Source organism: Psychrobacter sp. 1U1, from assembly GCF_051847535.1.
Taxonomy (GTDB): domain Bacteria; phylum Pseudomonadota; class Gammaproteobacteria; order Pseudomonadales; family Moraxellaceae; genus Psychrobacter; species Psychrobacter saeujeotis.
In genome coordinates, this window is sequence record NZ_JBPYDD010000001.1 from 432987 (window position 1) to 456525 (window position 23539).

A 23539-nucleotide genomic window follows, 5' to 3' on the forward strand; every position below is an offset into this window, starting at 1 on the left:
GCTCTCAACAATAGGTTTTTTTAGGTCTTAGGCTTAGCGCTTATATGTTTGTTTTTACGTGGGTCGGTACGTTCAAATAAGTCTTCATCAAACTTAAAGCGTAACCTAAAGTAAGCGCCTTCTTGGGTGCTGTCATCATAGGCGATATCTTCGTCTTCAAAGCCCATAAAGTTATAACCAAGTGATAACCATAAGTTGGTCATTGGACTATAACCAACCTCCGCACCAAGCATATAAGCTAAATCATTGGCTTGATTGTTCCAGTAGGTGCCTGCTTGTAAGCCAATATCCCAACGCTCACTAATATCGTATAGACCACGTACATAAGCAGCATGAGCTGTGTTTTCGCTTTCTAAATTATCAGCTTCGTATTGGTTATATTTACCCGCATAATGTCCAGATAATGTTAATGGACGGGTTGGATGGTAGTTGCCACTCCATGACCATATCAGTGAGTCTTTTTGATATGGATCTGTTCCAGTACTGTTATCGTCTAAGCGATACTCAAGCTTTGCGAGCATATCTAACTGGTTGCTATCATAATCACGATACGCTGCACCCAGCTGGAAGCGGTTGATAGTACGATGACCATCATCATAGTCTACTCGTGAGTAGATGTCTTTTGCCAGTAGGGTAATGTCATCAGTATAGCGATAGGCGATACCGGCACTACCTAATAATGTATCACTAGAATTGCCCCAACGTTTCTCTAAGCGACCTGATGCTTTGTAGTTTTCTTGAGCCAAGTATTCAACACCAAAGCCAGCAGCGGTTGCCGTGCTGTCCTCTTCGCCTTCAAGCGATTCAACCCGCTCAAATAAAGTATTTAGGGTTAGACCTTCTTGGACATACCATTTGTTTTTCAAACCAATAGCCGCTTCGGCTTCACGTGCGCTAATGGCATCGCGGGCACGGTATTCACTATAGACTTTACCGTCTTTCATATAGGTCGCATCAAAACCTACAACAGTACGTTGACGCTCATCGGTATCATCAAGACCGTAGCTACCTGATAAGCTATTGATTAGGTCATGACGCGCATAAAGACGACCTAGATTACCTAGTGGAGTTTCACCGCCGATAGACGTTGCGTTACGTGCACTGTGCTCAACATCTTGCTCATATTCAGCAAATACCAAGGCTTTATTGAGCTTAGGTAGGCGAGCAGTGATACGGGCGCGGGCTGTCATGCCTTCTATATCTTTTTCTAAAGTATTCACGCCGTTGAGTGCTGACTGGTTAATCAAACTGTCATTAAATATTGGATTCTCATTTTGATCGACGATATCAGTGTCTACGACGTCGGTCGCTGCTTGCGTATTACGTGAGGCAGCAGTCGCTTCTTGTTTATAATAACGTAGTCCAATTTCACCAACGATGTTTTGGCTTAAGCGCTGCTCAATACTCGCCTGTACGCCTTCGCGACTGGCATTGGTAGTATGGTCTTCGGTACGTATACCTTCAAACGTTAGTACAGTTGTTTTGTTTTTAAATTTATGATTGGCTTCTATCCCAGATTCAGTACGTCCAGCGGTTAGAGGAGAGGCACCTGTAACGAAGCCTTCATCAGCTTTATTATAATAAGCTTTAGCGCGCGTGCGGTTTTTGTCGTCGTAATTTAGCTCGATACGTAGGGCATCGCCATCAGTATTGTCGCCTTCTAATAACTCTGCATTGATCTGATTGCTAGGTTCATAATTAGGATTTTCAGCTTTGTTCTTGGCATACTCTGCGACCAGATTCAAATTGTTGTTAAATTTGATGACACTGTTAATGCTGGCAAGCTCTTCTTTGTTTAGTGGATCATCACTATTGATATAGCTACCACCGACAGAGATTTTGCCAGTTAGCTGCTGTTTGGCTGCTACGCCGCCGACCCAGTAGTTTTCGCCGCCTTCGTCTACTTCAACAGTGACGCGCAGGTAGATAGGATTGCCATCAATATCTTGGCTAGCAATAGGAGCTTTGAGATATAGGCTGCGACTAATAGGATCGATCTCATAGTCAGCAAAGCGCGTTAATGTCTCACGGCGCACGATCAAGCCAGGATTGTTTGCATCGCGGGTGATGACTTCGATGGTTTCAGAATTTTCGAGTACCGCGTCAAAGTCGCCAGCGAGTGGATAGGGGCCTGAAATACCGAGACCACGAGTTTCATTTACACGTTGTGATGAGCTGGTTTCAGCAATGAAAGTCGTAACACGAGTATCTGCATCCTCATATTGGGCTTTAACACCCGTTAAGGTACGGTTGTATTGACCAAGCTTGATACCTTCGTCATTGTCGATCTGAGTTTTTAGGTCGCCGTACATAGCAAATGAGCGGCCTTTATCTAAGCGGATATATAGCTTGCTCGTAGATTGAGCGTCGAAACCTTTGGCGGATGAATCGCCATATACTGGGTAGTATTCACCTGGATCGATATCACGAAATAGACGCTCACCTTTTTTGTCGCTGTCATAAGCTAGGGTCAACAGATAATCACCACGTACTTTCCCTTTTAAAAACATTGCCGCGCGAACAGATGCTGCATAGTCGTCACTGCCTGCAAATTCATGCAGCTCTTGTTCAAATGCGCCTTGAGCATCAGTGATACTGCCGCTATCAAAGTCTTTTAGTGATATAGCGCCTTCTACAATACCTACCGCGATAAGCGGACGTAGTTTTGCGGTAAACTGCAGCGGAATCACTTGCTTGCTGCTACCAGTATCAATAATTAGCTCACCTTTACCAGGAGCATTTGGCGCAATTACTGGAATCAGTAGCTCGCCACCGTCTACGCTAAACTGGGTGCCAGCTTGATCTTTGTTGTTGTCTTTTAGATTGATACGGCCAATATTGGTATCAATAGTAATAGGTGTCGATGAGATATAAGGAAGATTGTTACGATCTTTTAGGCTAATGACGACTTGGTATTCGCTCACACCATCAGCTTCGATCAAACGCTCTTGAGTACGATAATTAATCGCCTGCAAGCTATCGGGCGCGATGACTTCGATAGTTTGCTCTGAGATAACCTTACCTGTGACGTCAGTTGCGACGCCGCGTAGAGTATTGCTACCACGCTTAAAATCAACGGCATAATAATCAAAAGCTGTGACATTTTGGTTTGCTTGTTCGGCTGTCTTTCCGATTTTCTCTTCTGGTACCGCTTTACCATTCGCATATAGAGTAAAGTTTGAGCCTAGTGGCGCTTGAACTTGAACCAATTGCTTGTACGAGTTTATCTGTTGACCTGCACTTAAGTTAATAAATGCTACATCGTTGTTGGCTACTTTTTTAAGATATTTTTCAAGCTCTGTTTGTTTGGGCGGTACGACAGTATTGACTGTTAGGTTAATACGTTCGTCAGTAGGGTTAGCCATATCGGCAACGATCGCTGAATCACACTGAATACCACGATCTAATTCATCATTAGACTTACAGCCACTGGCATCGACATTGTCGTCATTATTAAGGTCGTAATCAGGCTCCAAAGCTAACTCGCTCTTGACGGCTTGCTCAAGAGCGTCATTTTTGGCACTAATGCTTTTACTACGCGTCATAAGCTCTTGGTTTAGGCGCTCAGTACTATCGCCCATGCCGCCCACTAGCGCAAAATCCGCACGATGCATCTCGCCATATTTTAGGTCGACAAAACGGCTGCCCGCATCGCCTGCGTTACGGTTGCTTTGAGTAATGAGCTCGGTACCATTCGGTAAAGTCGTGCGATCGACTTTTAGTACGTGGGTCTTGGCGCTGATACCGTAGAAGTTATATTTACCTTCAGGATCTGTAACGATATAGTTGCCGTCTTCCATATAGATGCGGACACCAGCGACACCAAGCTCACCATTGTCTTTTTGCTGGATACCGTCGCGGTTGATGTCATGATAAATTTTACCAACGATAATACCATCGGTATTCATGACGCCGCGGCTTACATCAATTTTCCATTGTGCTTCTCTAGAGACTAATACTTGGTCGTTTTCATTACGACCTTGAGCGATAGCTCTATTAATACCGTCACCACCTAATGCCGATGAGCCAATCAACACGCGATAGTTGATGCTTCTGCTCTCACCAATGGCCATATCGCCCAAACCTAAAACTTGATATTTTCCCTCAGTTTTAAACTCAGTGATTTGGCTGTTATCAACGCGTAGACTGCCGGTCACATAATCGAAACCACGTGGTAGCGCATCTTTTAATTGGACGTCATAAGCAGTCGCTGCACCATCGTTTTTTACGGTAATACTATAGTTAACATAATCACCAAGCTCGGCAGATTTGACATCACCTTCTTTAGTCACCTGTAAGTTAGGAGACTCATTGATGATGGCGATATCACTGCTGATTTGCTCATCAATATAGCTAAAATGAGACGCATTAGGTTGCTCATCTAACCCAACTTTTTTGTCAATACAAGCAACCAATTTGGCTTGTAGCGTATCGCCCTTTAATGTTTGGATGATATTGTCATTGAGTGCATTGGCATTATTTTGTGTTGGTGCTGACAAACGGTACTTACCCGTATTGTCACCCGTTTCGACAGCTTTAAGAGAGTAGGTGTCTCCCGTTTTCGGTGAAGTAATAGTCACCCAGGTTTGATCTGGCTTATCAGGCTGTACATTACACTGTGCGTAACCGGCCTCAACATAAATATCGCTACCAATTTGCGAGTTTCTTTTACCACCAGTAAAGTTCCAAGACATAAAGTTAATACTAGGCTCGACAATGACGAGGCTGTCGGACACTGCTGCCTTTACTGACTCATCTTCAACGACGACTGCGCCGATCTTAATGTCAGCAGTATCGCCATCTTGCGCGTTTCTGTCAGTAAGGGCTTGTACGATGAGCTGGATACTCTCACCTTGTCCGATTTTGATTGAATTAACATTAGTAATTAATAAATCATCTGAATCAATCAGACCGTCTTTATTGATATCTTGATAGACTTTAAAGTTGGATAGACTGCTTGGGATATCATAGCTTAGCGCGATAGTTTCATCACTATAACTGTTATTAGTCAGCACGTTTTTCCATATCACTTCACTACCAGACGCTACAGTCTGTAATGGTGATTGGCTTAGGCGAAGGTCATACTTCTCTAACGCTGATGCTTGGACTTTTACTTGGTTTGAGGTGCTGGTCAGTAATACGTCTTTATCGTTATTGACATAATATTGAGCATTGGCAATATTATCAATGATGCTAAGTACATCAGACGTAGCTGCCATAGCGGAATTTGATTGCATAATCAGTATAGCCGCAGTTAATGCAGATAATTTGGCTGCTTTAGCCGATAGACGAGTAGACTGAGTGATACAGTGAAGTGTCATATTACGTGATTATCCAATCAAATCCAAAAACATAGGGATTGTCTTTGCTTACTTGTAGAGTAATCTAAGCAAAGACAATTTTTGCGTTATCTATAATCTAATTACAGATAACGGTATATAAAAATAAATAATTTACACAATGTTAAATTGAGCCAGGAGCAGCGCCGTCAGGATTAATTTTTACTGAAAATATAAGTGCTGCATACTTCTGTGGGTCTAAGCTTGGTACCGTACCGCTAATAGCAGTAGAGCCTGCCGCTGCACCATAAGTGTTGTTTGCAGGTGAGTCATTTGCATCGTCTACTTCAGCAAGTTTGACTGCAAAAGCAGGAGTAGTGCTAGAGGTCAGTACTTGAGCCTTGTTATTAAAGCGAGCAGTAGTATCCGTTATGATCAGATCGGTGAAGTTAAATCGTGCATCCGACGCTGCAAAGTTATTAAACGCTGTGATCTTATAAACGATACAGTCGCCAGGCTTAGCACCGACATCAGCCTGCGTAAAGACTAGCGACGCATTAGCATCGCAAGTCTCATTTAATGCTTGTTGTTTCACCAGTTTGAGACCTTTGACTACAGTCGTGTTTTCAACAGAGCGCGCACCTGTAGAAGGAGCGTCTTGCCCGCCAACGACTAACGTAACTGTGGTTTTTTCGGTTGAGTCAATAACGGCTTGTGTAGACTCTACTTTATAGTTGATGGTGACACTTGAGTTCGGAGCCATACCAGTCCATGCTGCTCCGCCATTTTTAGGGACGGCCGTACTGAGATCATAATCACCGTTACCGTCTTTTGTGACAGTGTAGGTAACATTAGCAGTGGCTGGGTTATCGTCAGCGTCGTATACCACTTCTACCGTGTTCGGTATTTGAGTGATTTGGTCATTGGCACCTTCAGTGATGGTAAACTTAATCTCACCGAGTTGATCGCCTTCGGTCTCTCTACCTGTATTTCTGATGACAGCTGAATGTGTGACTTGTGTGGTGTCGTCAGTAGTAGTTGGAATACCTCTGGTAGTAGGTGCTGTTATGCTAACAGCACGCTGGTTTGCGACTAAGGGGGCCGCTGAGTCACTACCAGTAGTTGTGCTAACAGTACCGTTCGTGACTTCGCTATCATCAGCAGCTGGATAGAAGTTGGCAGTGTTTTGCTTGGTGTCAGTGCTATCTGTCGTGTCGTAGATGGTCTGGTTTTCACCAAGATTGAGGGTGACAGAAGCATGATTAATGATGTTTTTTGGGTCAGCAAGTGGTTCGGCTTGATCTTTTTGCACATCGAACGTGATAGTGGCTGTTTCACCTGGCGCTAAATTCAGGAGAGTAACTCTGATACTATCGTTTGAATCACTAGTACCTTTACCTTCATTACCCGGTACGATAGTCGCATTATTACTCACACTTAGATTTGGCTGATCTGCTAAACGTAAGCCTTCTGGTAAGCCATCAAAGACAACAATGTTGTTGGCAGCGGCAGCGTAAGGAGCAGTATCGTCATTACGAACCGTTACGGTATAAGTAACCTTAGAGCTTGGATCATTCAAGTTTAGGGTACTGTTTACCTTACTGGTGATTTTGAACACAGCTACTTTAGTAATACTGTTGTCAATGTTCGTCAGTGTCGCTTTGGTAGTATCAGCACCTGTAAAGAATTCACTGGTTGCTGATAATGTTAGATTCTGTGAGTCACCACCGACGTTTCCAGCTGTTTTTGCTGCGATTGAAATGTCAGCATGTTCATTAGGTTTAAGAGTAATATTGGTGTCTTGAAACACAGTGCCAGTAACAGTGGTTGTGCTCTTTAAAGAGTCATCTGCATTATAGATAGTGTAGGTAACATTAGTCGTGTCCAAATCGTATGAGCTGGCATCTTGCGGGCTACCTGGAATAGTACCGCCTTGAGCCAAGTTAAGCTTAAAAGTGTCCTCTACGTTACCTGTGTTGGTTAACGTATGGCTAAAAGTCACTCGACCTTTAGGCGTTACGGGCAAGTCACGGTTATAGTCATCGGCGCTATTACCATCATCGTTTTTAGCCGTTAAACTAAAAGCTGCACTTTGTGTGATGTTGACAGTTACTGGATTGGACTGAACGGCCGTTTGCGCGACAGTGCCTATCTTATACGTTGCACTTGCTACGTTTTTAATAGTAGGGGTCGATGCAGCTGTGGATTCAGCGGCATTAGCGACATTAGTTATGCCAAAAGCTGCTGCAATACCGACTGTTAATACTGAGTATTTAAAGATACTGGATTCCATCCAGAGATTCTCCTGAGTAAAAAAATGAAAAGCTAAGGTCAAAGGGTTTATTTAACGGAGGTATTAAGTGATACGTCAGCTGACTTATTTGCAGGAAGTAATTTGATATTCCAGCGCAGGGCTTTGTATTCAGATAATGGAACCTTGACGACTTTGCCATCTACTTTACGCATAAGCGGCATATCAGCATAATTTTTGCCATCGATAGTCGCTTGTGCACTGTTTGGTTTTGCATCACCAGTGAATGTCATGCTGGCAGGGATAGGCAGGGTTACAGCGACATCACTAATAGGCTGATCGATGATATTGGTATAAGTGGCGCGGTATTGAACGGTTTCACCTTTCTGAGCATTTGACGCTGCGATATAGTTGAACTTACCATCAGCGGTTTTGACAACTTTATTAGCCTGTAACTCCATCTTTAGTGCATCCGCTGCATAAGATATATTGATTAGACATGCAGACACCGTAGTGGCAACAAGAGCATGGCGTAAAAATTGAAATGATTTCATATCATGTTCCTCGTTTGGATAATATCTACATGCAATATTCTTGCCAACTTATAAAAATATAAGTAAAAACAATTGTTTACTATAAGTGCTAGCGGCTTTTTCTACATTTTTATTCTTACAAAAAATTTATAAGTAAACACTAAAGAACCGATAAACGACGTTTATCGGTTCTTTAATGGATATAAGAGAATATTTAACAAGCTATAGCTTTAGTTTTCCAAAGTAGTAATCGATAAAAGCTTATTTATGGGGTTGTATTTTTGGCGCCATATTTGGTGTTGAAATATAAAGTAGCTTTGGTCGGCTCTGTCGAGGATGCAGACGTTTTTAATAAATTAAAACTATCAGATATGATGGTGCCGTTTTGGCCCATAGGCGCTGACGTATTGGTACTTTTAAATACTGATGAAGGGTTCCCTAGCGGTTTGGGTAGATTAAAGATTGACTCAACAGGAGTGCGCTGTAAAGAGTCGTTGATACTAACCTCATTTAAGTCAACGTGACCACGGTTATACGCTTCCAATTTATAAGCGATACAGTTACCTGGCTCGACATCATTGGCAGAATTGGTGCTAAATCCTGTCGTTGGTTGATTGGTAGTGGCAACATTGGGATAGCTGAGCGCGCTGTCACAAGTGTGCACGTATTGAGATTTTTTAAGTACCAGCGCGGTGTTGTCTGCTTTTACTTCACCAAAATCAAGATTGCGTGTGATATTGCCTGAGCTGTCCTTTTCGGTTTTGTAATTATAAACATTGGTGACTAGTGCAACTTCTTTAGTATTCACAGTCGTATCTTCACTATATTCCCAAGAGCTTGGCTCAGTTTCGATTAAGCACACTTTTGATCTACCCACTAGCGCATTTGGACTAACACTGAAACTATACCTACCAGTATTGGCTGCTGCACTTGAAACCGTTTGTGGATTTGGTGAGGTAGATACGATATTGTTGCTATTGCAGTCAGTCAGCCTGATTCGTAAACCACTGTCAAAAATACCTGATTCATTGTTGTCAAAGACACCATTGTAGTAATTGCTATTACTCGTAAAAGTAGTCGAAATGTCTTGCTTGGTATTGGCGTTAGCGATGATGCCACCATTGTCATTAAAAACGATACCTGCAAATGTATAACTCAACGGAACAGATGGACTATTGGTGATAGTACAAGTAATCTCGTCGCCATAAGCGGCATTAGCAAGGGTAAATGACCGCGTTTTTGCCGCTGCGTTGTAGTTCATCGCGGTCGTGGGCATGATAGTTGTGCTGCCAGTCGTTGCATTACTACACGTATAAGCTGCGTTATAAGTGACGATATCGCCGTTGTTTAGATTGTTTGTGACCCGCTCAGTAATGGTATAAGTATTATTGGTTGCCAGATCTACGACGCCACTATTATCATTAGTAACGACTTGTCCTGAGCCAGTCGTTTCAAACGTTTTTAGTGATGTGGCACTATTGTCGACACTGATAGAAAACTGATCACGATTGATATTAGTGTCGTTAACGCGATTGCCATCAAGCTGTTTTTTGACAATAAGTTTGGGAGGCGCTAGGCAGAAGTAAAAGTCTGAATAGCCAATAGCATGAGGGCTATTTCTTTGCGTGAACGTATTGCTATGCTTTAGATTGAGAAGAGCATCAGCAATGTTATAATTCCAAGCAGCGTCAATAGTACATTCTCCACTACCACAGTTCAGTCCTTCGCGCGCTCTTACGATATTATTGGCAGTATTAATATTGTGAAAATTGGCATTAGCAGTCAGTTGTCCTTTATTAGCAGAGACATCGACTTGTTCGATATAGGGCACTTGACCAGAGCTGCCAGTTGAATCCAAATCTTGTATTTTATAACCGATTTTACTCACTGACCGATTAACGCTAATATCTAAAGTATGATTAATTCTGGTAGCAGGGGAGTTGTGAATCAAATTAATTGCTGAGGTGGTAGCACCGTTAAGAGATCCATAAATCGGAGGCGTGCCGCCATAGTTACTATTTAAATCTAAAAGCAGCGGAAAATTGATCAAAAAAGTCTTATTACCAGATGATTCTACAAAGGTAAAAGTATTGGAAGGATTGCCCGTCGTCCAATTAAGGGTTTGCGAATTAATCGGACTATACGCTGGTGGGTTTGCGCCAATGTAATACATCTTATGATTCGAAGGACAGCTACCTACTGCGGAGTTTGGAGTCGTTGTCGGCAAAAAGGGATTGGCCTGTACGTTCTGACTGTGTGCGCTTAGCCCTATGAACAGCATGGTAGATGTCGTTAAACCAAGCGCTATTCGAGCACTGATGTATGTTCTATAAATAGTATGGCTGCTTTCTTGCATCTTATTCTCTCGAGGCTAAATTCACTTTAAACATCGTAATACTGAATGATCAAAGTGTTTGTGTCGTAGACGGTAGATTGGCAATTATTAAAGGCAAAAAGTCGCCAAATTCAAATAACTTATGCAAGATATAGGTGCAAGATATATGCCATAAACTAAATATTGACTTAAGTTGACATTAACGACGGTTAGCCTAACTAAATAAGCTAAATTAAATTTAGAAATATAAAGTTAAGTAGAATTACAGTAGTTTGTTTGCTGAAAATTGGCACGTTACGCAAAATCGGTTACGCAAACCTGAAATGTGAGCTTATATTCTGAAAAGAGTATATGTATAACAAAGTGATAGGTTATAAGTACCGATAAAAGCTAGGTAGGAGATTGTGGTTGAAAAACGGACGTTAAAAAATAGGAGTCAGGAAACTAAAGTTGGCGCTACCTTAATATGCGATTAAGGTAGCGCTTTGAGTCTTAAATATAATATGTCTTAGATACAATATATGAGAATTGAGTTAAGGTTGGTTAGTACCTGTCTGAGATATTTTGGCAGAGAAATAAATAGTGCCTGTTTCATTTGCAGCTAAGTTATCGAATGTAGCGACTAAGTTTGGCTTACTATAAGTTGCTGTAGCTTCAAGTGAACTTCCTGATGTCTCAGAACTAAAGTCTTTTTCATACTCGATTTTAGGTGTCTCTAACGTGTCTGTTACTATTAGACCGCTAATCACGTTAGTTGCATCGGTAAAAGTGTTTTCTGCAGTAATTTTATAATAAACGCAGTTGCCAGGCTTGGCTTCACCACCACTGATAGGGTCACTTGTCCAGCTAAGGGTAGTCAAATCTGCTTTACAGGCGGCTACTGCCTGATACTTGAGTAGACTGACGCCTTTCATAGTAGTAGTCGAGCTCACACTGGTGTTAGCAGGGGCAGGGGTGCCAGCAACTGGGCCTTGCGGCAATACAGTAATAGCCATGGTTTCAGAGTCATCTATATTATTTGTGCCACTTACAAGGTTGCTACCTGAACCATTTGTATTTACTGTTACACCGATCTTTACAAACTCATCAGGCGCTAGGCCAGACTTGGCTGCTTCATTAAGATCATACCCCTTATCCGTTTTGGTCAAAACAGTTTCGTCGCTATCATAGCTACCATTATCATTGGCATCGACAAACACTTCTGCTTCATTGATAGTAATGTTGGCATCATCAACAGTTGGGACAACTGTAAAGTAAACTTTATCAGGACTAGCAGCTTCGGTGATATCTGTCCCTTTGTTGGTAATAGTATAGATATAAGTATTGTTTTGGCTGATGAGGGCAACTTCTTTGTCTAGAGTATTGCTCTTAACCGTCAAATTACGAGTCTGGCTACTGGTAGTAATAGTAGCGTTAGAGTTGCTATCTTTACCTTTGTAATTAGTAGCAGTGGTATCTTCGTAGGTTTTTTCAGAGACTGACGTATCTGCAGCATCACCTGAGCTGTCGACAAGATCAAAAGAACCATTGTCATCAACATCATCTTCAACGAGTGCATAATTGGTGATATTGGTACCAGTAGCCGGCGTAGTCGTATCTTTCTTTGCACGGAAAGTCACGGTAATGGTCTCATTCATTTTGATATCTTGACCAATAACAGTTATCTCTTTGCCAGTGGTTGAAATATTTGCATCTTTAGCTGTACTTGTACCAGAGGCGACTACGGTAGGCGCTATATAGTTGTCTTCTCCAGTCTTTATAGCCACCAAACCTGCAGGTAGGGTGTCAGTAATTTTGACTGCTGTACCATCAATATTACCTTCGTTTTTTATAGTAATCGTATAGTCAACATAGGCGTTGGCATTGTTGGTATCGAATATCTTATTGTTAAGATTGGTGGTCGCAGACTTAGTAATGGCATAAACAGGGGTAGTCGTAATAGCGTTATTGGTATTGGTCGCTCTTTTATCTGCTGTCGTCTGACCTTTATCTGTAAGATATTTACTGGCCGCGATTACCATAAAGGAGGTATTATGACCAATAACCCGATCACTATTTGATGTGGCAGTGATAGTAATATCAGCAGTTTGGCCTGGTTTAAGCGTTATCTTACCACCGATTGCAATGGTCTCAGAGTTACCAACATTGGTGGTACCTTCTTTTATTTGGTATTTAATGATAACGCTAACAGGCAAATTGTCTGATGGTTTAAATAGGTAGATGGTATAGGTATCAGAGATATTACCGTCGTTACTGAGCGTATGGCTAAAGTCCACAGAAGAGCCAGAGCTGGGGGTCGCTTCAATATTTTCATTTATATTGTCACCAATGATACCATCATCGTTTTTGGCAACTAAGCTAAACGCGCCTGTTTCAGTTACATTGATGACGACTTCATTTGACTCCGCCTTTTGCTCAGTAGCATTGTCAGCGACAGTATAAGTAGCTGTTGCCTTGTTCGTCACAGAAAAAGCATTCTCTTCGTCATATACTACATCAGCAGCGTTTGCAGCAGTCATACTCATAGCGGCTACAATACCAGCTGTTAATACTGAACGTTTGAACATAGTGGTTTTCATATAAAGAATCTCCTAAAAGTATTGCAAAAAGTGGTTAAAATTATTAATTGATAATAGTATTGAGGGACACGTCTGCCAGTTTGTTGGCAGGAAGCCATTTAATATTCCAGCGTAATGCTTTATATTCGGTCAATGGTACCCTGACGGCTTTGCCATCTACTTTGCGTATGAGTGGTATATCTGCATAGTTTTTACCGTCGATAGTCGCTTGCGCACTTTTTGGTTGTGCTTCACCAGTAAAGGTCATATTGGCAGGAATAGGCAGGGTTACAGCGACATTACTAATTGGCTGACTGATAGTATTGGTATAGGTGGCACGGTATTGTACGGTCTCACCCTTTTGAGCGTGTGATGCAACGACATAACGAGCTTTGCCATCAGCTTTTTTTATAATTTTAGTAGCTTGTAGTTCCATTTTTAATGCATCAGCTGCTTGAGCGGTATGAAAGAACGCTGTAGATACTATCGTGGTTGTCATTAGTATTTTTAAATAACGTTTGGCAGCTATAATCATAATTAACTCCTTTCTCGACTTATTGATATCGGCATTACAAAAGCCTTGATATGGTGTAAATCTAGCTTTTCTGAAAATACGAATAACTTTATGGCCTTTCTACAGACAAAAGGTATACGTACATTTCATGTTGTAAAATGTATATTTATATTAATAAGACTCGTTAAGTGTCTTTATATAGTTAATAAAGAATATAAACGCAAATTACTGCTATTGCGCCCGAAATCAGATGGATGGAGTTTTGGACTTGTTAAGCGGTAGCGGTTAAAAATCAACCTTATTTAAGTTTTTATTATCAATATTGGGTTCATAGTTCGTTAAACAAAATGATAAAAAGTAAAAACTTAGTTGGATTAAATATAGCTCCTACATTTTTTTTTGAATAATGCTACAACCGTTTGCCGCTTGCTCTTTGTTCGATACTAAGGCAGCATTGTTGGCTATAACCCCATCAAATCATTGCTGGTTGATTCGACACGATGAAAGTTCCGGCAACTATAGAATAAATACAGTCGATGTCTAAGCGTCATTAAAATATAGATACAAGGAACAAAACATATATTTTGCTAACATTTTAAAAAAAACTAATCGCTATTTATTTACAAAATACTTGTTATGTTGTCATTTCTCTACAGCCATAAACATTTAAGTAATAAGCGCTTATAATGGATGCCTATAATTATTTTATGATCATACCTATAGACATTTTGAGTATGGTTGACAACTGATTTTAACAATCAAAGTAAATATATGATCGATATTGTATTTGTGCTTATTGGTTGTTCAATTACAAAGAAAATTTTTCATATACTTGCATAGGACAATGGAGTGCTTGAGCGCAGCAAGGACGTCGTAAAGTAACCCATCTCTCATCACATATTATTTAATAACCCCCTACCATAAGGTGGGAATGACTGATATAAAAGGACAAACAAAGATGAATTATTATAAGGATGCTGATAGCACCGAAACGCAAGAATGGTTGGATGCGTTTGAGTCCGTCATCAAGCACGCTGATAAAGACCGTGCCCAATTTTTGTTAAAAGCGTTGTATAACATGGGCGTACAAGAAGGCCTGCCATTTAATCGCCTTGATACTGCTTATATCAACACCATTGCGGTTGAAGACGAGCCCATGTATCCCGGCGATTTAAGTATTGAGCGTAAGATTCGCGCCTTGATTCGTTACAATGCCTTGGCAATGGTAATGCGCGCTAATAAAAACGATGACGATTTGGGTGGTCACTTGGCCTCATTTGCGTCTAGTGCGACGCTTTATGAGACTGGTTTTAACCATTTCTTTCGCGCTGCTAGTGACCACTTCGGTGGTGATATGATTTACTATCAAGGTCACTCAGCACCTGGTATTTATGCCCGCTCTTATTTAGAAGGTCGTCTGACTGAAGAGCAACTTGATAACTTTCGCCGCGAAGTAGGTGGCAAAGGTCTATCTAGCTATCCACATCCATATTTGATGCCGGACTACTGGCAGTTCCCAACCGTCTCGATGGGTCTGGGTCCGATCATGTCAATTTATCATGCGCATGTGCATCGCTATATGGAAAACCGTAAATTGCTTGAAAAAGAAGGCCGTAAGATTTGGGCATTCTTAGGCGATGGTGAAACCGATGAGCCAGAAAGCTTGGGTGCCATCTCACTTGCTGGCCGTGAAAAGCTTGATAATCTGATTTGGGTCGTCAACTGTAACTTACAGCGTCTTGATGGTCCGGTACGTGGTAACGGCAAAATCATCCAAGAGCTAGAGTCTGTATTCCGCGGTGCTGGCTGGCGAGTGATTAAGGTTATCTGGGGTGGTAATTGGGATAGTCTACTTGCTAATGATGATACTGGTGTGCTGAAACATCGTATGGAAGAAGCAGTTGATGGCGAATATCAGCTTTACGAAGCACGTACGCCTGACTTCACTCGCGAACATTTCTTTAATAAATATCCTGAATTAAAAGAAATGGCAGATGAATTAACGGATGAGGATCTTTCACGTTTGAACCGTGGTGGTCACGATCCTATGAAAGTGTATGCTGCATTTAGTGAAGCCATGAAAACCAAAGGTCAGCCAACCGTTGTATTGGTTAAGACAGTCAAAGGTTATGGTTTATCCACCACCCAAGCGGTCAATAAATCACATCAAGTTAAGAAGCTTGATCAAGAAGCGTTGGTGTATTTCCGTGATCGTTTTGATTTGCCATTTACCGATGAGCAACTAGAGACCCTACCATTTTATCGCCCTGAAGAAGGTTCAGCGGAGATGAAGTATCTCAAAGGTCGCCGTGAAGCGTTGGGTGGTCATTTGCCAAATCGCCGTAGTGGTCACATCCCGCTTAATATTCCTGAGTTATCGATTTTTGATCGTGTGCTACAAGGCAGTAAAGGTAAAGAGCAATCGACTACCATGGTATTTGTACGTCTATTATCAGCAATGTTAAAGAATAAAGACATTCAAGACCGTGTAGTGCCAATCGTACCTGATGAAGCGCGTACCTTTGGTTTAGAGGGTATGTTCCGTCAATTGGGCATTTACTCTGCCGTTGGACAAAAGTACACGCCAGAAGATAGTGAAGCCTTGATGGGCTATAAAGAAGCCATCGATGGTCATATGTTAGAAGAAGGTATCAATGAAGCGGGTGCGATGAGTGCATGGATTGCTTTGGCAACCAGTTATTCTGTCAATGCGCTGCCGATGATTCCGATGTATATTTACTACTCAATGTTTGGTTTCCAACGCATTGGTGATTTGGCTTGGGCGGCAGGCGATTGTCAGGCTCAGGGCTTCTTATTAGGTGCAACTGCTGGCCGTACTACCTTAAACGGTGAAGGTTTGCAGCATCAAGATGGCCATTCGCAGTTACTATTTAATGTGGTACCTAATTGTGTGACTTATGATCCTTGCTTTGGTTATGAGCTGGCAGTAGTGATGCATGATGGCCTGCGCCGAATGTATGGCGAAGGTGAGCGTGTTTATTATTACTTGACCTTAATGAATGAGAACTATGAGCAACCTGCGATGCCTGAAGGAAGTGAGGAAGGTATTAAACGTGGCATGTACTTGCTTGAAGACAATGGTTCAACCCAAGTTCAGCTGTTAGGTTCTGGTGTGATCTTGCGTGAAGTCCAAAAAGCATCAAAAATACTAAAAGATGAGTTTAATATCACATCTAACGTATGGAGTGTGACCAGCTTTAATGAGCTGACTCGTGATGGTATGGCTTGTGATGATTACAACCGTTTGCACCCTATGGAAGAAGAAAAAGTCTCATGGGTAACAGAGCAGCTTGCGCCGCACGAAGGTATCGTAGTCGCTGCAACTGATTATATGCGTAATTATTCAGAGCAAATCCGTGCATGGTTACCAGATAACCGTCCTTACACCACGCTTGGTACAGATGGATTTGGACGTTCAGACACGCGTGAGCAACTACGTAGTTTCTTCCACGTTGATGCAGCCCACATTGTAGTAGCTACACTTAAATGCTTAGCAGATGAGGGCGAAGTTGAGATGCGTTTGGTAAAAGATGCTATTTCAAGCTTTGGTATTGAAGTAGATCAGCCGCCAGCATGGCAGCAACAGCCTTATTATGATCATTTCCCAGATGCACCAGCTCCAGCATCTGATAATGTCCACCCGAAACCTGTACCTGAGTTTGTCGGTGAAGACGATGACGAAATCAGTAATGAAGGCCGTGCTGAAGATCAAGCCGATGCCAATTTACTCAATGATGGTGACGTCAAAGAATAATACCTATAGACAAGGAGAGAAAGGATGGAAATTAAAGCCCCCGATTTGGGTGTCGATAGTGCCGAAGTCAGTGAAATTATGGTACAGGTTGGCGACATCATTGAAAAAGACGATAATATCGTTTTATTAGAATCAGACAAGGCCTCGGTAGAAGTACCGAGCTCTGCTGCTGGTAAAGTGACTAAGGTTAGTGTTGCTGTCGGTGATCAAGTTAGCGAAGGTATGGTACTTATCGAGCTTGAAAGTGATGCGGCAGACGCAACAGATAATAACAGCCAAGACAAATCTGACTCAAATAAAGATAGTGAGGCAAGTAAAGATAGCGATGAAGGTAGTAAAGAGCCAGAAGCTAAGCCTACTGTTGAGGAATCAAGTAAGTCTGAAAGTAATGATAAACCTGCAGCTACAGCGTCAGGATCGGCGTCTACCTATCAATTACCAGACTTAGGCGTTGATGAAGCACAAGTAGCTGAAATTATGGTTAGTGTGGGCGATACGGTCACCGCTGATCAGTCAATATTATTAATTGAGTCTGATAAAGCCTCGGTCGAAGTGCCAGCACCAGAAGATGGTAAGATTGAAAAAATCTTGGTACAAGCGGGTGACATGGTCGCCAATGGTCAAGACTTTATTATCATTGTTGGTAGTGGCACGAGTGATAGTAGTGACGAGCCTAAAGTCGCTGCGTCAACGACTTCTGAAACGGCAAGTCCAAATAATCAAGCTTCGCAAACGTCAGGTGAACCTAAGCAAGCGCCGGTTAAAGCAGATGCTGATAAAGCGAGTGCTGCTACAAATACAGAAAGCAACAAGTTAAGTGAAGCTGAAGTTAACGAAAAATCAGCAGAAGTATATGCCGGACCTGCTGTTCGCAAGCTTGCTCGCGAACTGGGTGTAGACATTACCAACGTAACTGGTACTGCGCTAAACGATCGTATCTTAAAAGAAGATCTGTTCGCACATGTCAATAAGCTGATGACCAACAAACAGCAGGTCGCATCAGCTAGTGGTGGTAGTACGCGTGCAAGTTTGCCTGCACTGCCAGACATGAGTAATACTGAAATTTGGGGCGAGACTGAAATACAAGACCTTACTCGTCTACAAAAGGTCTCGATACCGCAGCTTAATTACAATACCTACCTGCCGCAGGTTACTCAGTTTGATGTATCAGATATTACAGAGACTGAAAATCTACGTGGCGAGCTAAAAGGCGGTATGAAAAAAGAAGGTATTGGTCTGACTATTTTAGCCTTCATCGTTAAAGCAACTGCCTATGCGCTTACTCAGCATCCGCGTTTTAACAGTCATCTAAGTGATGATAATACGCAAATTATCTTGCGTAAAAGTGTCAATATGGGTATTGCAGTAGCGACTGACGACGGTCTGATTGTGCCAGTGATTAAAAATGCGCAAGACAAAGGCATCAAGCAAATTGCGATTGAGATCGGCGAGCTGGCTGTAAAAGCGCGTGATAAAAAGCTTAGCACCAAGGACTTGCAAGGGGCTAGCTTTACGATTTCGAGCCAAGGTGTTTTGGGTGGAACGTCATTTACGCCATTGGTCAATTGGCCACAAGTAGGTATATTGGGTGCTTCTGAAGCAACAATGCAGCCACGCTGGAATGCGGATAAGCAGACCTTTGAGCCACGCTTGATGCTACCATTATCATTATCTTATGATCATCGCGTGATTAATGGTGCTGATGCGGCCGTATTTACTCGTTATGTTGCAAGTTTATTGGCTGATCCGCGTCGTATCTTGCTATAGAAAAGCTCATTGAGTAGTATGTTTAAAAGATCGTCTACGGGCGGTCTTTTTTATGGTATTGATATTTTTACACCAATCATCAGACACAAAAAAGCCAGCAATCAAGCTGGCTTTTAAGGTGTATCTTTATCTTATGGCTGCGCTAATTTAGAACTGTTTAACGAAAGCTACGCCATATACCCAAGGACTGATGTCTACTTCACCAATGTCAGTGCCGTTTAAGCTAGCATCTGTTTTAATATCCATGTAACGAGCGTCAATACGGAAAGACTCTGTCTCTGCAAATGGAATATCAAGACCAATATGACCGGCGATACCAACGCTATCATCTAACTCTAAATCGTTGCCATTACCAAGATAGATTCTTTCTTTAAAGAAAGTCGTGTAGTTAACACCAACACCAACAAATGGTTTTACGTTCATTGGCATGTTATAGCCATCGAAGTGATACTGTACAGATAGAGTAGGCGGTAAATGCTGAGTTTTACCTTCAATTTCATTATCATTAGCATCAGTTAAAGTGATGTCATGATGAAACGGAACAGCAGCTAGCAATTCAACCCCGATATTGTTTGCAACAAAGTACTCGCCGCTGACCGTTGGACGAATATCGCTGTCTACATCTACAGAGTAGGCATCATTTAATACTGTACCGTTATCGCTTTTTGGATCAACCATATGGGCGCCAGCAGCAACGGTCCAAGTACCAGCAGGGACAGCAAAAGCAGTAGTCATGGTAAGTGCAGTAGCAGTTGCTAAAACTAGGGATTGTAGTTTCATCGGGTGGTTCCTTGAACTAATAAATGATGGAAAGTAAGTATTCAATGAGGGATTACATTAATTACTTATAAGGAATAATCACACTTATTTTATAAAATGTAACTAACTTGTTTCATTATAATACATATCCCTTACTAAGAGTAGGGCTGTGAAGCGTAATAAGCAAAATACCTGATATATGGTAGTAAATAAGTCTTTAATAGTGAATAACGTCTATTATCTAACCAATAGTATCCAAATATTATTTATAACGTGAAAAGTTAGAAGTAGAATAAGTCTTTAGGATTTATGCAAATTATCTGTGGTAACAGATAAAAGAGTGTTATAGGCTATATATATTGATTTTAGTCGTTATTCTATATTCTTATCTAATATAGATAAGAACATTTTAGACAACGAAAAGATCTATTAAAGTATTTTTATAAAGTAGTACAAGTGACAGGAGCGACAATATATTTATGACTGGCTATTGTAGTAATTCTCCTATGCGTTGTACAAACGCATATTCATTGATTATATTGAATCAAGCTGATAACAGCTGTTCTGAATGCGGGTTATCACTGGTGCCTGCAGCAAGCTCGAGTAGTAGCTCTCGGATGGAACTACAGTTTTTGCATATAAGTTTGGCTATTACTATTATGTTACTACTGGCTTTGATATATATATCGTATGCAAATTTTGTATGATTGATTCGTTTATTGTAGAAGCGACCTTATTCTTCTATACGTAAAATACGTATGTCTGTTCGCTCGTTTAATAAATTAACGATTATATTTTTTACTTTTTATTCATTCAATCACGGTATTTTACCGCATAGGGACGGCATGCTATTCCAATCTATACGGCGCCTGCGTCACTTTGTATATGATGTCTTGCAAAATGATGATCACGATACCTTATTTAGTCGTTATGTTGATTATTTTTTAATTTTTTTGATCATGACCAACGTTGCAGCAGTGATTGCTGAGTCTGTTGATCAATGGTATTACCCTTATCAAGAATACTTTACGTTGTTTGAAAATTTCTCAATTGTGGTGTTCTCTATTGAGTATTTATTACGTTTTTGGAGTGTGGCTGAAGCCAAGCCAGATAATACTACTTGGCGTCAACGCTGGGAGTGGATAAAAAGTCCATCAGCTTTGATCGATTTGATAGCGATTGTTCCTGCATTTTTAAACTTCTTTGTCAGCTTCGATCTGCGTTTTCTTAGAATCCTACGTCTGTTTAGAATCCTAAAGCTCACACGTTATTTTGCCTCAATGCGTATCTTACTAGTTGTTATTAGTAAAGAAAAAGGCTCATTCCAAGCCGTCATTTTTATTTTGATAATTATGATTGTAACGGCATCTAGCGGTATTTATTTAGTAGAAAACCATGCACAGCCAGAAGAGTTTGAATCGATACCCAAAGCGATGTGGTGGGCTGTTGTCACACTTACAACTGTCGGTTATGGCGATGTGACGCCAATTACCAATGCAGGTAAGATATTAGGGGCAATCATTACTATTTTAGGTGTGGGTCTGGCAGCATTACCAGCTGGTATTTTGGCAACAGGTCTCGCCAATGAGCTTGCCCAGCGACGAGATGAGCTTGAGCAACACTTTCGCGAACAGCTAGTAGATGGTGATTTTGACTTAGTGCAAAACCAAGTGATGATTGATAAGATTCGCCGTGAGCTTGGATTGGATAAAGAGCAAGCACAAGATATTGTGTTGCAAGTCCTACGTGAACAAGAGCTTGAGCGCCGCGAACAAGAAGTGCGCAAAAAGAATTTTTGTCCTAATTGCGGAGAGCCATTGGAATAGCGTTTTTCTTGATAACATTGTGAGCTTTAATTGGTGGTATGCAGTGCTGGGATGGGCAAAGCACGTGCAAGCTCATGTGCAACTTGTTGAGCTGCTTTTTGTAGGTCAGTTTCAGAGAGTGGAAGATTTTGTAAGGTTAAGTGCCAATCATCAATATCACGGCGCAAACCTGCGACCCAAACTGCACTGCAATCACGTGGCAGTTGCTTGAGATTGACCTTAAAAGCGTAGTTGCCTTCGTCGTCGCTTAGATGGATCTCACCGGCCTCTATCTTGCCAAAAGGTTCGCCATGATATGAGCTTGCAAGCAACCCTATATGACTGATATGAGATGGAACCTTATCTAGATACAGACGGATCTGTTCTTGATCCATTGGCGCATTGTACAACGCTTGCTCACCACGATCTTTGCCATTGAGACTATCGCCTTGATGACGGATAGACTCAGCTTTATCGCGCAGTTGTTTAAACCAGACCATATCACTGATCGTACAATTCTCGTCGTATAGTATGCAAGCAATATCGATATCCATTGCGCTTTGACTCTTTTTAAAGCGCTTCATTATACCTTTGGATTCGGTTTTAGTAAATTCGTAATTGAGCGAAAAAAACAACATATCGGCAGTCAAGCCCAACGTGCTTAAGCTTTTTGAAAGTAGGGGTGATGAGGCGGTAGATGACATGGTATTCCTTTTTTTTACTCAAACTTTTATTGATTATTTTGTTACTCATTGTCTGATGTTTTGTCCAAGACTACTTGATAAAGAAGCGGCGGCTTGGCCTCTAATAAGCCTTTTCCAAAACCGCGCAGCCACCAAACCAGTTGTGAGGTCAGATTAACGGTCGCATGAATCGTTAAAGTCTCATCGTCATTAAACACCACGATTTGATCGTCACTCAGCTTACTTTCTGTTAGACTTTTGCCAGCCCTTTTGGTAAAGCGCAGTTCAATAGGGGTATTTTTACCTCGATCAGGCAGCTGACTCAATAGGGGATGTGTAAAGCCCATGCTACCGGCGTCCAGATAACTGTCTAAGTGAAAATCATTTGGTGTTACTGCAGTGCTATCTAGTATTTCAACACTAGCAAATCGATGCAGCGCAAAGGTACGGATAATGGCTTTTGGATCATCAGTTCGAGTGGCGAGCAAATAAATAATCACGCCACGTTGAATGATAGCAATAGGATTTAAGACATACTCACTGGCCTCTGACTTGTTACTGCGTGTATAACAGGCTTTAATCTGTAGTTGATAAAACAGCGCATGATAAATATTGTCTTTACTGTCCAAATCAATATGCGGCGCAATTAATGGCTGAGTTGCTGTTTCAATGCGTACGCGATCTATCCATGAGTGCGTGACTTTGCTATTTTTAAGCTGTCGCCGTGCCAGATCAAACCATGGGAATAGCTCATCTAAAATAGCTGGCGGAAGTAGCTGAGTAAGATTTGCTTCCACCATATTAAAGGCAACCGCTTGCGATAAATTCATATGTGGTAAGCTTTGCAGCGGAGCGTCGTCTTTCCAGCGCCAGCCTTGCGGGTTGGCATTATTTTTTTCAATTGGAAAACGTTTGGCCAAAGCGTTCAAATCTCTTTGTACTGTACGTAAGCTGATATCGAACCCAGCAAGCTTGAGCTGCTCATAAATATGTGTCGTGCCCACCCAGCGGTTGCGCTGGAGCTGTGACAACACTTGCCATTGCCGCGCAGTAGTCGCCGCTCCATGACGGCTAGCCGCTGTATCGTTCGCTACATTCTCCGTTTCTTCGGTAGCTGATAAAACAGGCTGTACTGTCTGCTCATCAGGAGCGTTAGAGGTAGAGAGTTCTGTTGCGTTAGCGTTTTGCGCAGTCATTGAGAGATAACCTATATAGAGTCTGTCATAAACAGTAACATGTTAAAACATAGCCTGCTTGGCATAAAAGACGTTTATCATCGC

At 41.7% G+C, this 23539-nt stretch carries 12 protein-coding genes; 3 read left to right on the plus strand and 9 right to left on the minus strand.

Going from position 1 to position 23539, the window contains the following annotated elements:
* Nucleotides 1–20: 20 nt before the first annotated feature.
* The 6 genes from ACS8FB_RS01765 to ACS8FB_RS01790 form a co-directional block, all read right to left on the minus strand.
* Nucleotides 21–5321: an SdrD B-like domain-containing protein gene (locus ACS8FB_RS01765; protein WP_439260723.1), complete on the minus strand. Its 5301-nt coding sequence runs from the start codon at nucleotides 5319–5321 to the stop codon at nucleotides 21–23.
* 142 nt (nucleotides 5322–5463) lie between these two features.
* Nucleotides 5464–7572 (minus strand): hypothetical protein, encoded by a 2109-nt coding sequence (locus ACS8FB_RS01770; RefSeq protein WP_439260724.1) that lies wholly within the window; start codon nucleotides 7570–7572, stop codon nucleotides 5464–5466.
* Between the two features lie 47 nt (nucleotides 7573–7619).
* A complete protein-coding gene (locus ACS8FB_RS01775; protein ID WP_299216135.1) occupies nucleotides 7620–8084 on the minus strand; it encodes a hypothetical protein in 465 nt (154 codons plus the stop codon).
* A gap of 244 nt (nucleotides 8085–8328) precedes the next feature.
* Entirely contained in the window at nucleotides 8329–10419 is a 2091-nt protein-coding gene (locus ACS8FB_RS01780; protein ID WP_439260725.1) for a hypothetical protein, read from the minus strand.
* A gap of 512 nt (nucleotides 10420–10931) precedes the next feature.
* Nucleotides 10932–12977: a hypothetical protein gene (locus ACS8FB_RS01785; protein WP_439260726.1), complete on the minus strand. Its 2046-nt coding sequence runs from the start codon at nucleotides 12975–12977 to the stop codon at nucleotides 10932–10934.
* 43 nt (nucleotides 12978–13020) lie between these two features.
* Nucleotides 13021–13491 carry a hypothetical protein gene (locus tag ACS8FB_RS01790; protein ID WP_439260727.1) on the minus strand — a complete coding sequence of 157 codons (471 nt, stop codon included), beginning with the start codon at nucleotides 13489–13491 and terminating at the stop codon, nucleotides 13021–13023.
* A gap of 937 nt (nucleotides 13492–14428) precedes the next feature.
* Here ACS8FB_RS01790 and aceE point away from each other — a divergent pair.
* Nucleotides 14429–17245, plus strand: a complete 2817-nt coding sequence (gene aceE / locus ACS8FB_RS01795) for a pyruvate dehydrogenase (acetyl-transferring), homodimeric type (protein ID WP_299216120.1) — start codon at nucleotides 14429–14431, stop codon at nucleotides 17243–17245.
* Nucleotides 17246–17269: 24 nt separating this feature from the next.
* Nucleotides 17270–19012, plus strand: coding sequence for a 2-oxo acid dehydrogenase subunit E2 (locus ACS8FB_RS01800; RefSeq protein WP_439260728.1), 1743 nt, complete (start codon nucleotides 17270–17272; stop codon nucleotides 19010–19012).
* A gap of 147 nt (nucleotides 19013–19159) precedes the next feature.
* Here the strand turns inward: ACS8FB_RS01800 and ACS8FB_RS01805 are convergent, their stop codons facing one another.
* A complete protein-coding gene (locus ACS8FB_RS01805) occupies nucleotides 19160–19792 on the minus strand; it encodes an OmpW/AlkL family protein (protein WP_439260729.1) in 633 nt (210 codons plus the stop codon).
* Between the two features lie 824 nt (nucleotides 19793–20616).
* On the opposite strand from ACS8FB_RS01805, the gene ACS8FB_RS01810 reads away from it, so the two are divergent.
* Entirely contained in the window at nucleotides 20617–21597 is a 981-nt protein-coding gene (locus ACS8FB_RS01810; RefSeq protein WP_299216111.1) for an ion transporter, read from the plus strand.
* Nucleotides 21598–21623: 26 nt separating this feature from the next.
* Here ACS8FB_RS01810 and ACS8FB_RS01815 read toward each other — a convergent pair whose 3' ends face one another.
* Nucleotides 21624–22280, minus strand: a complete 657-nt coding sequence (locus tag ACS8FB_RS01815; RefSeq protein ID WP_439260730.1) for a TerD family protein — start codon at nucleotides 22278–22280, stop codon at nucleotides 21624–21626.
* 41 nt (nucleotides 22281–22321) lie between these two features.
* The gene (locus tag ACS8FB_RS01820) at nucleotides 22322–23455 is read right to left on the minus strand and encodes a helix-turn-helix transcriptional regulator (RefSeq protein WP_439260731.1); all 1134 of its coding nucleotides are present in this window, start codon (nucleotides 23453–23455) and stop codon (nucleotides 22322–22324) included.
* Between the last annotated feature and the right edge of the window lie 84 nt (nucleotides 23456–23539).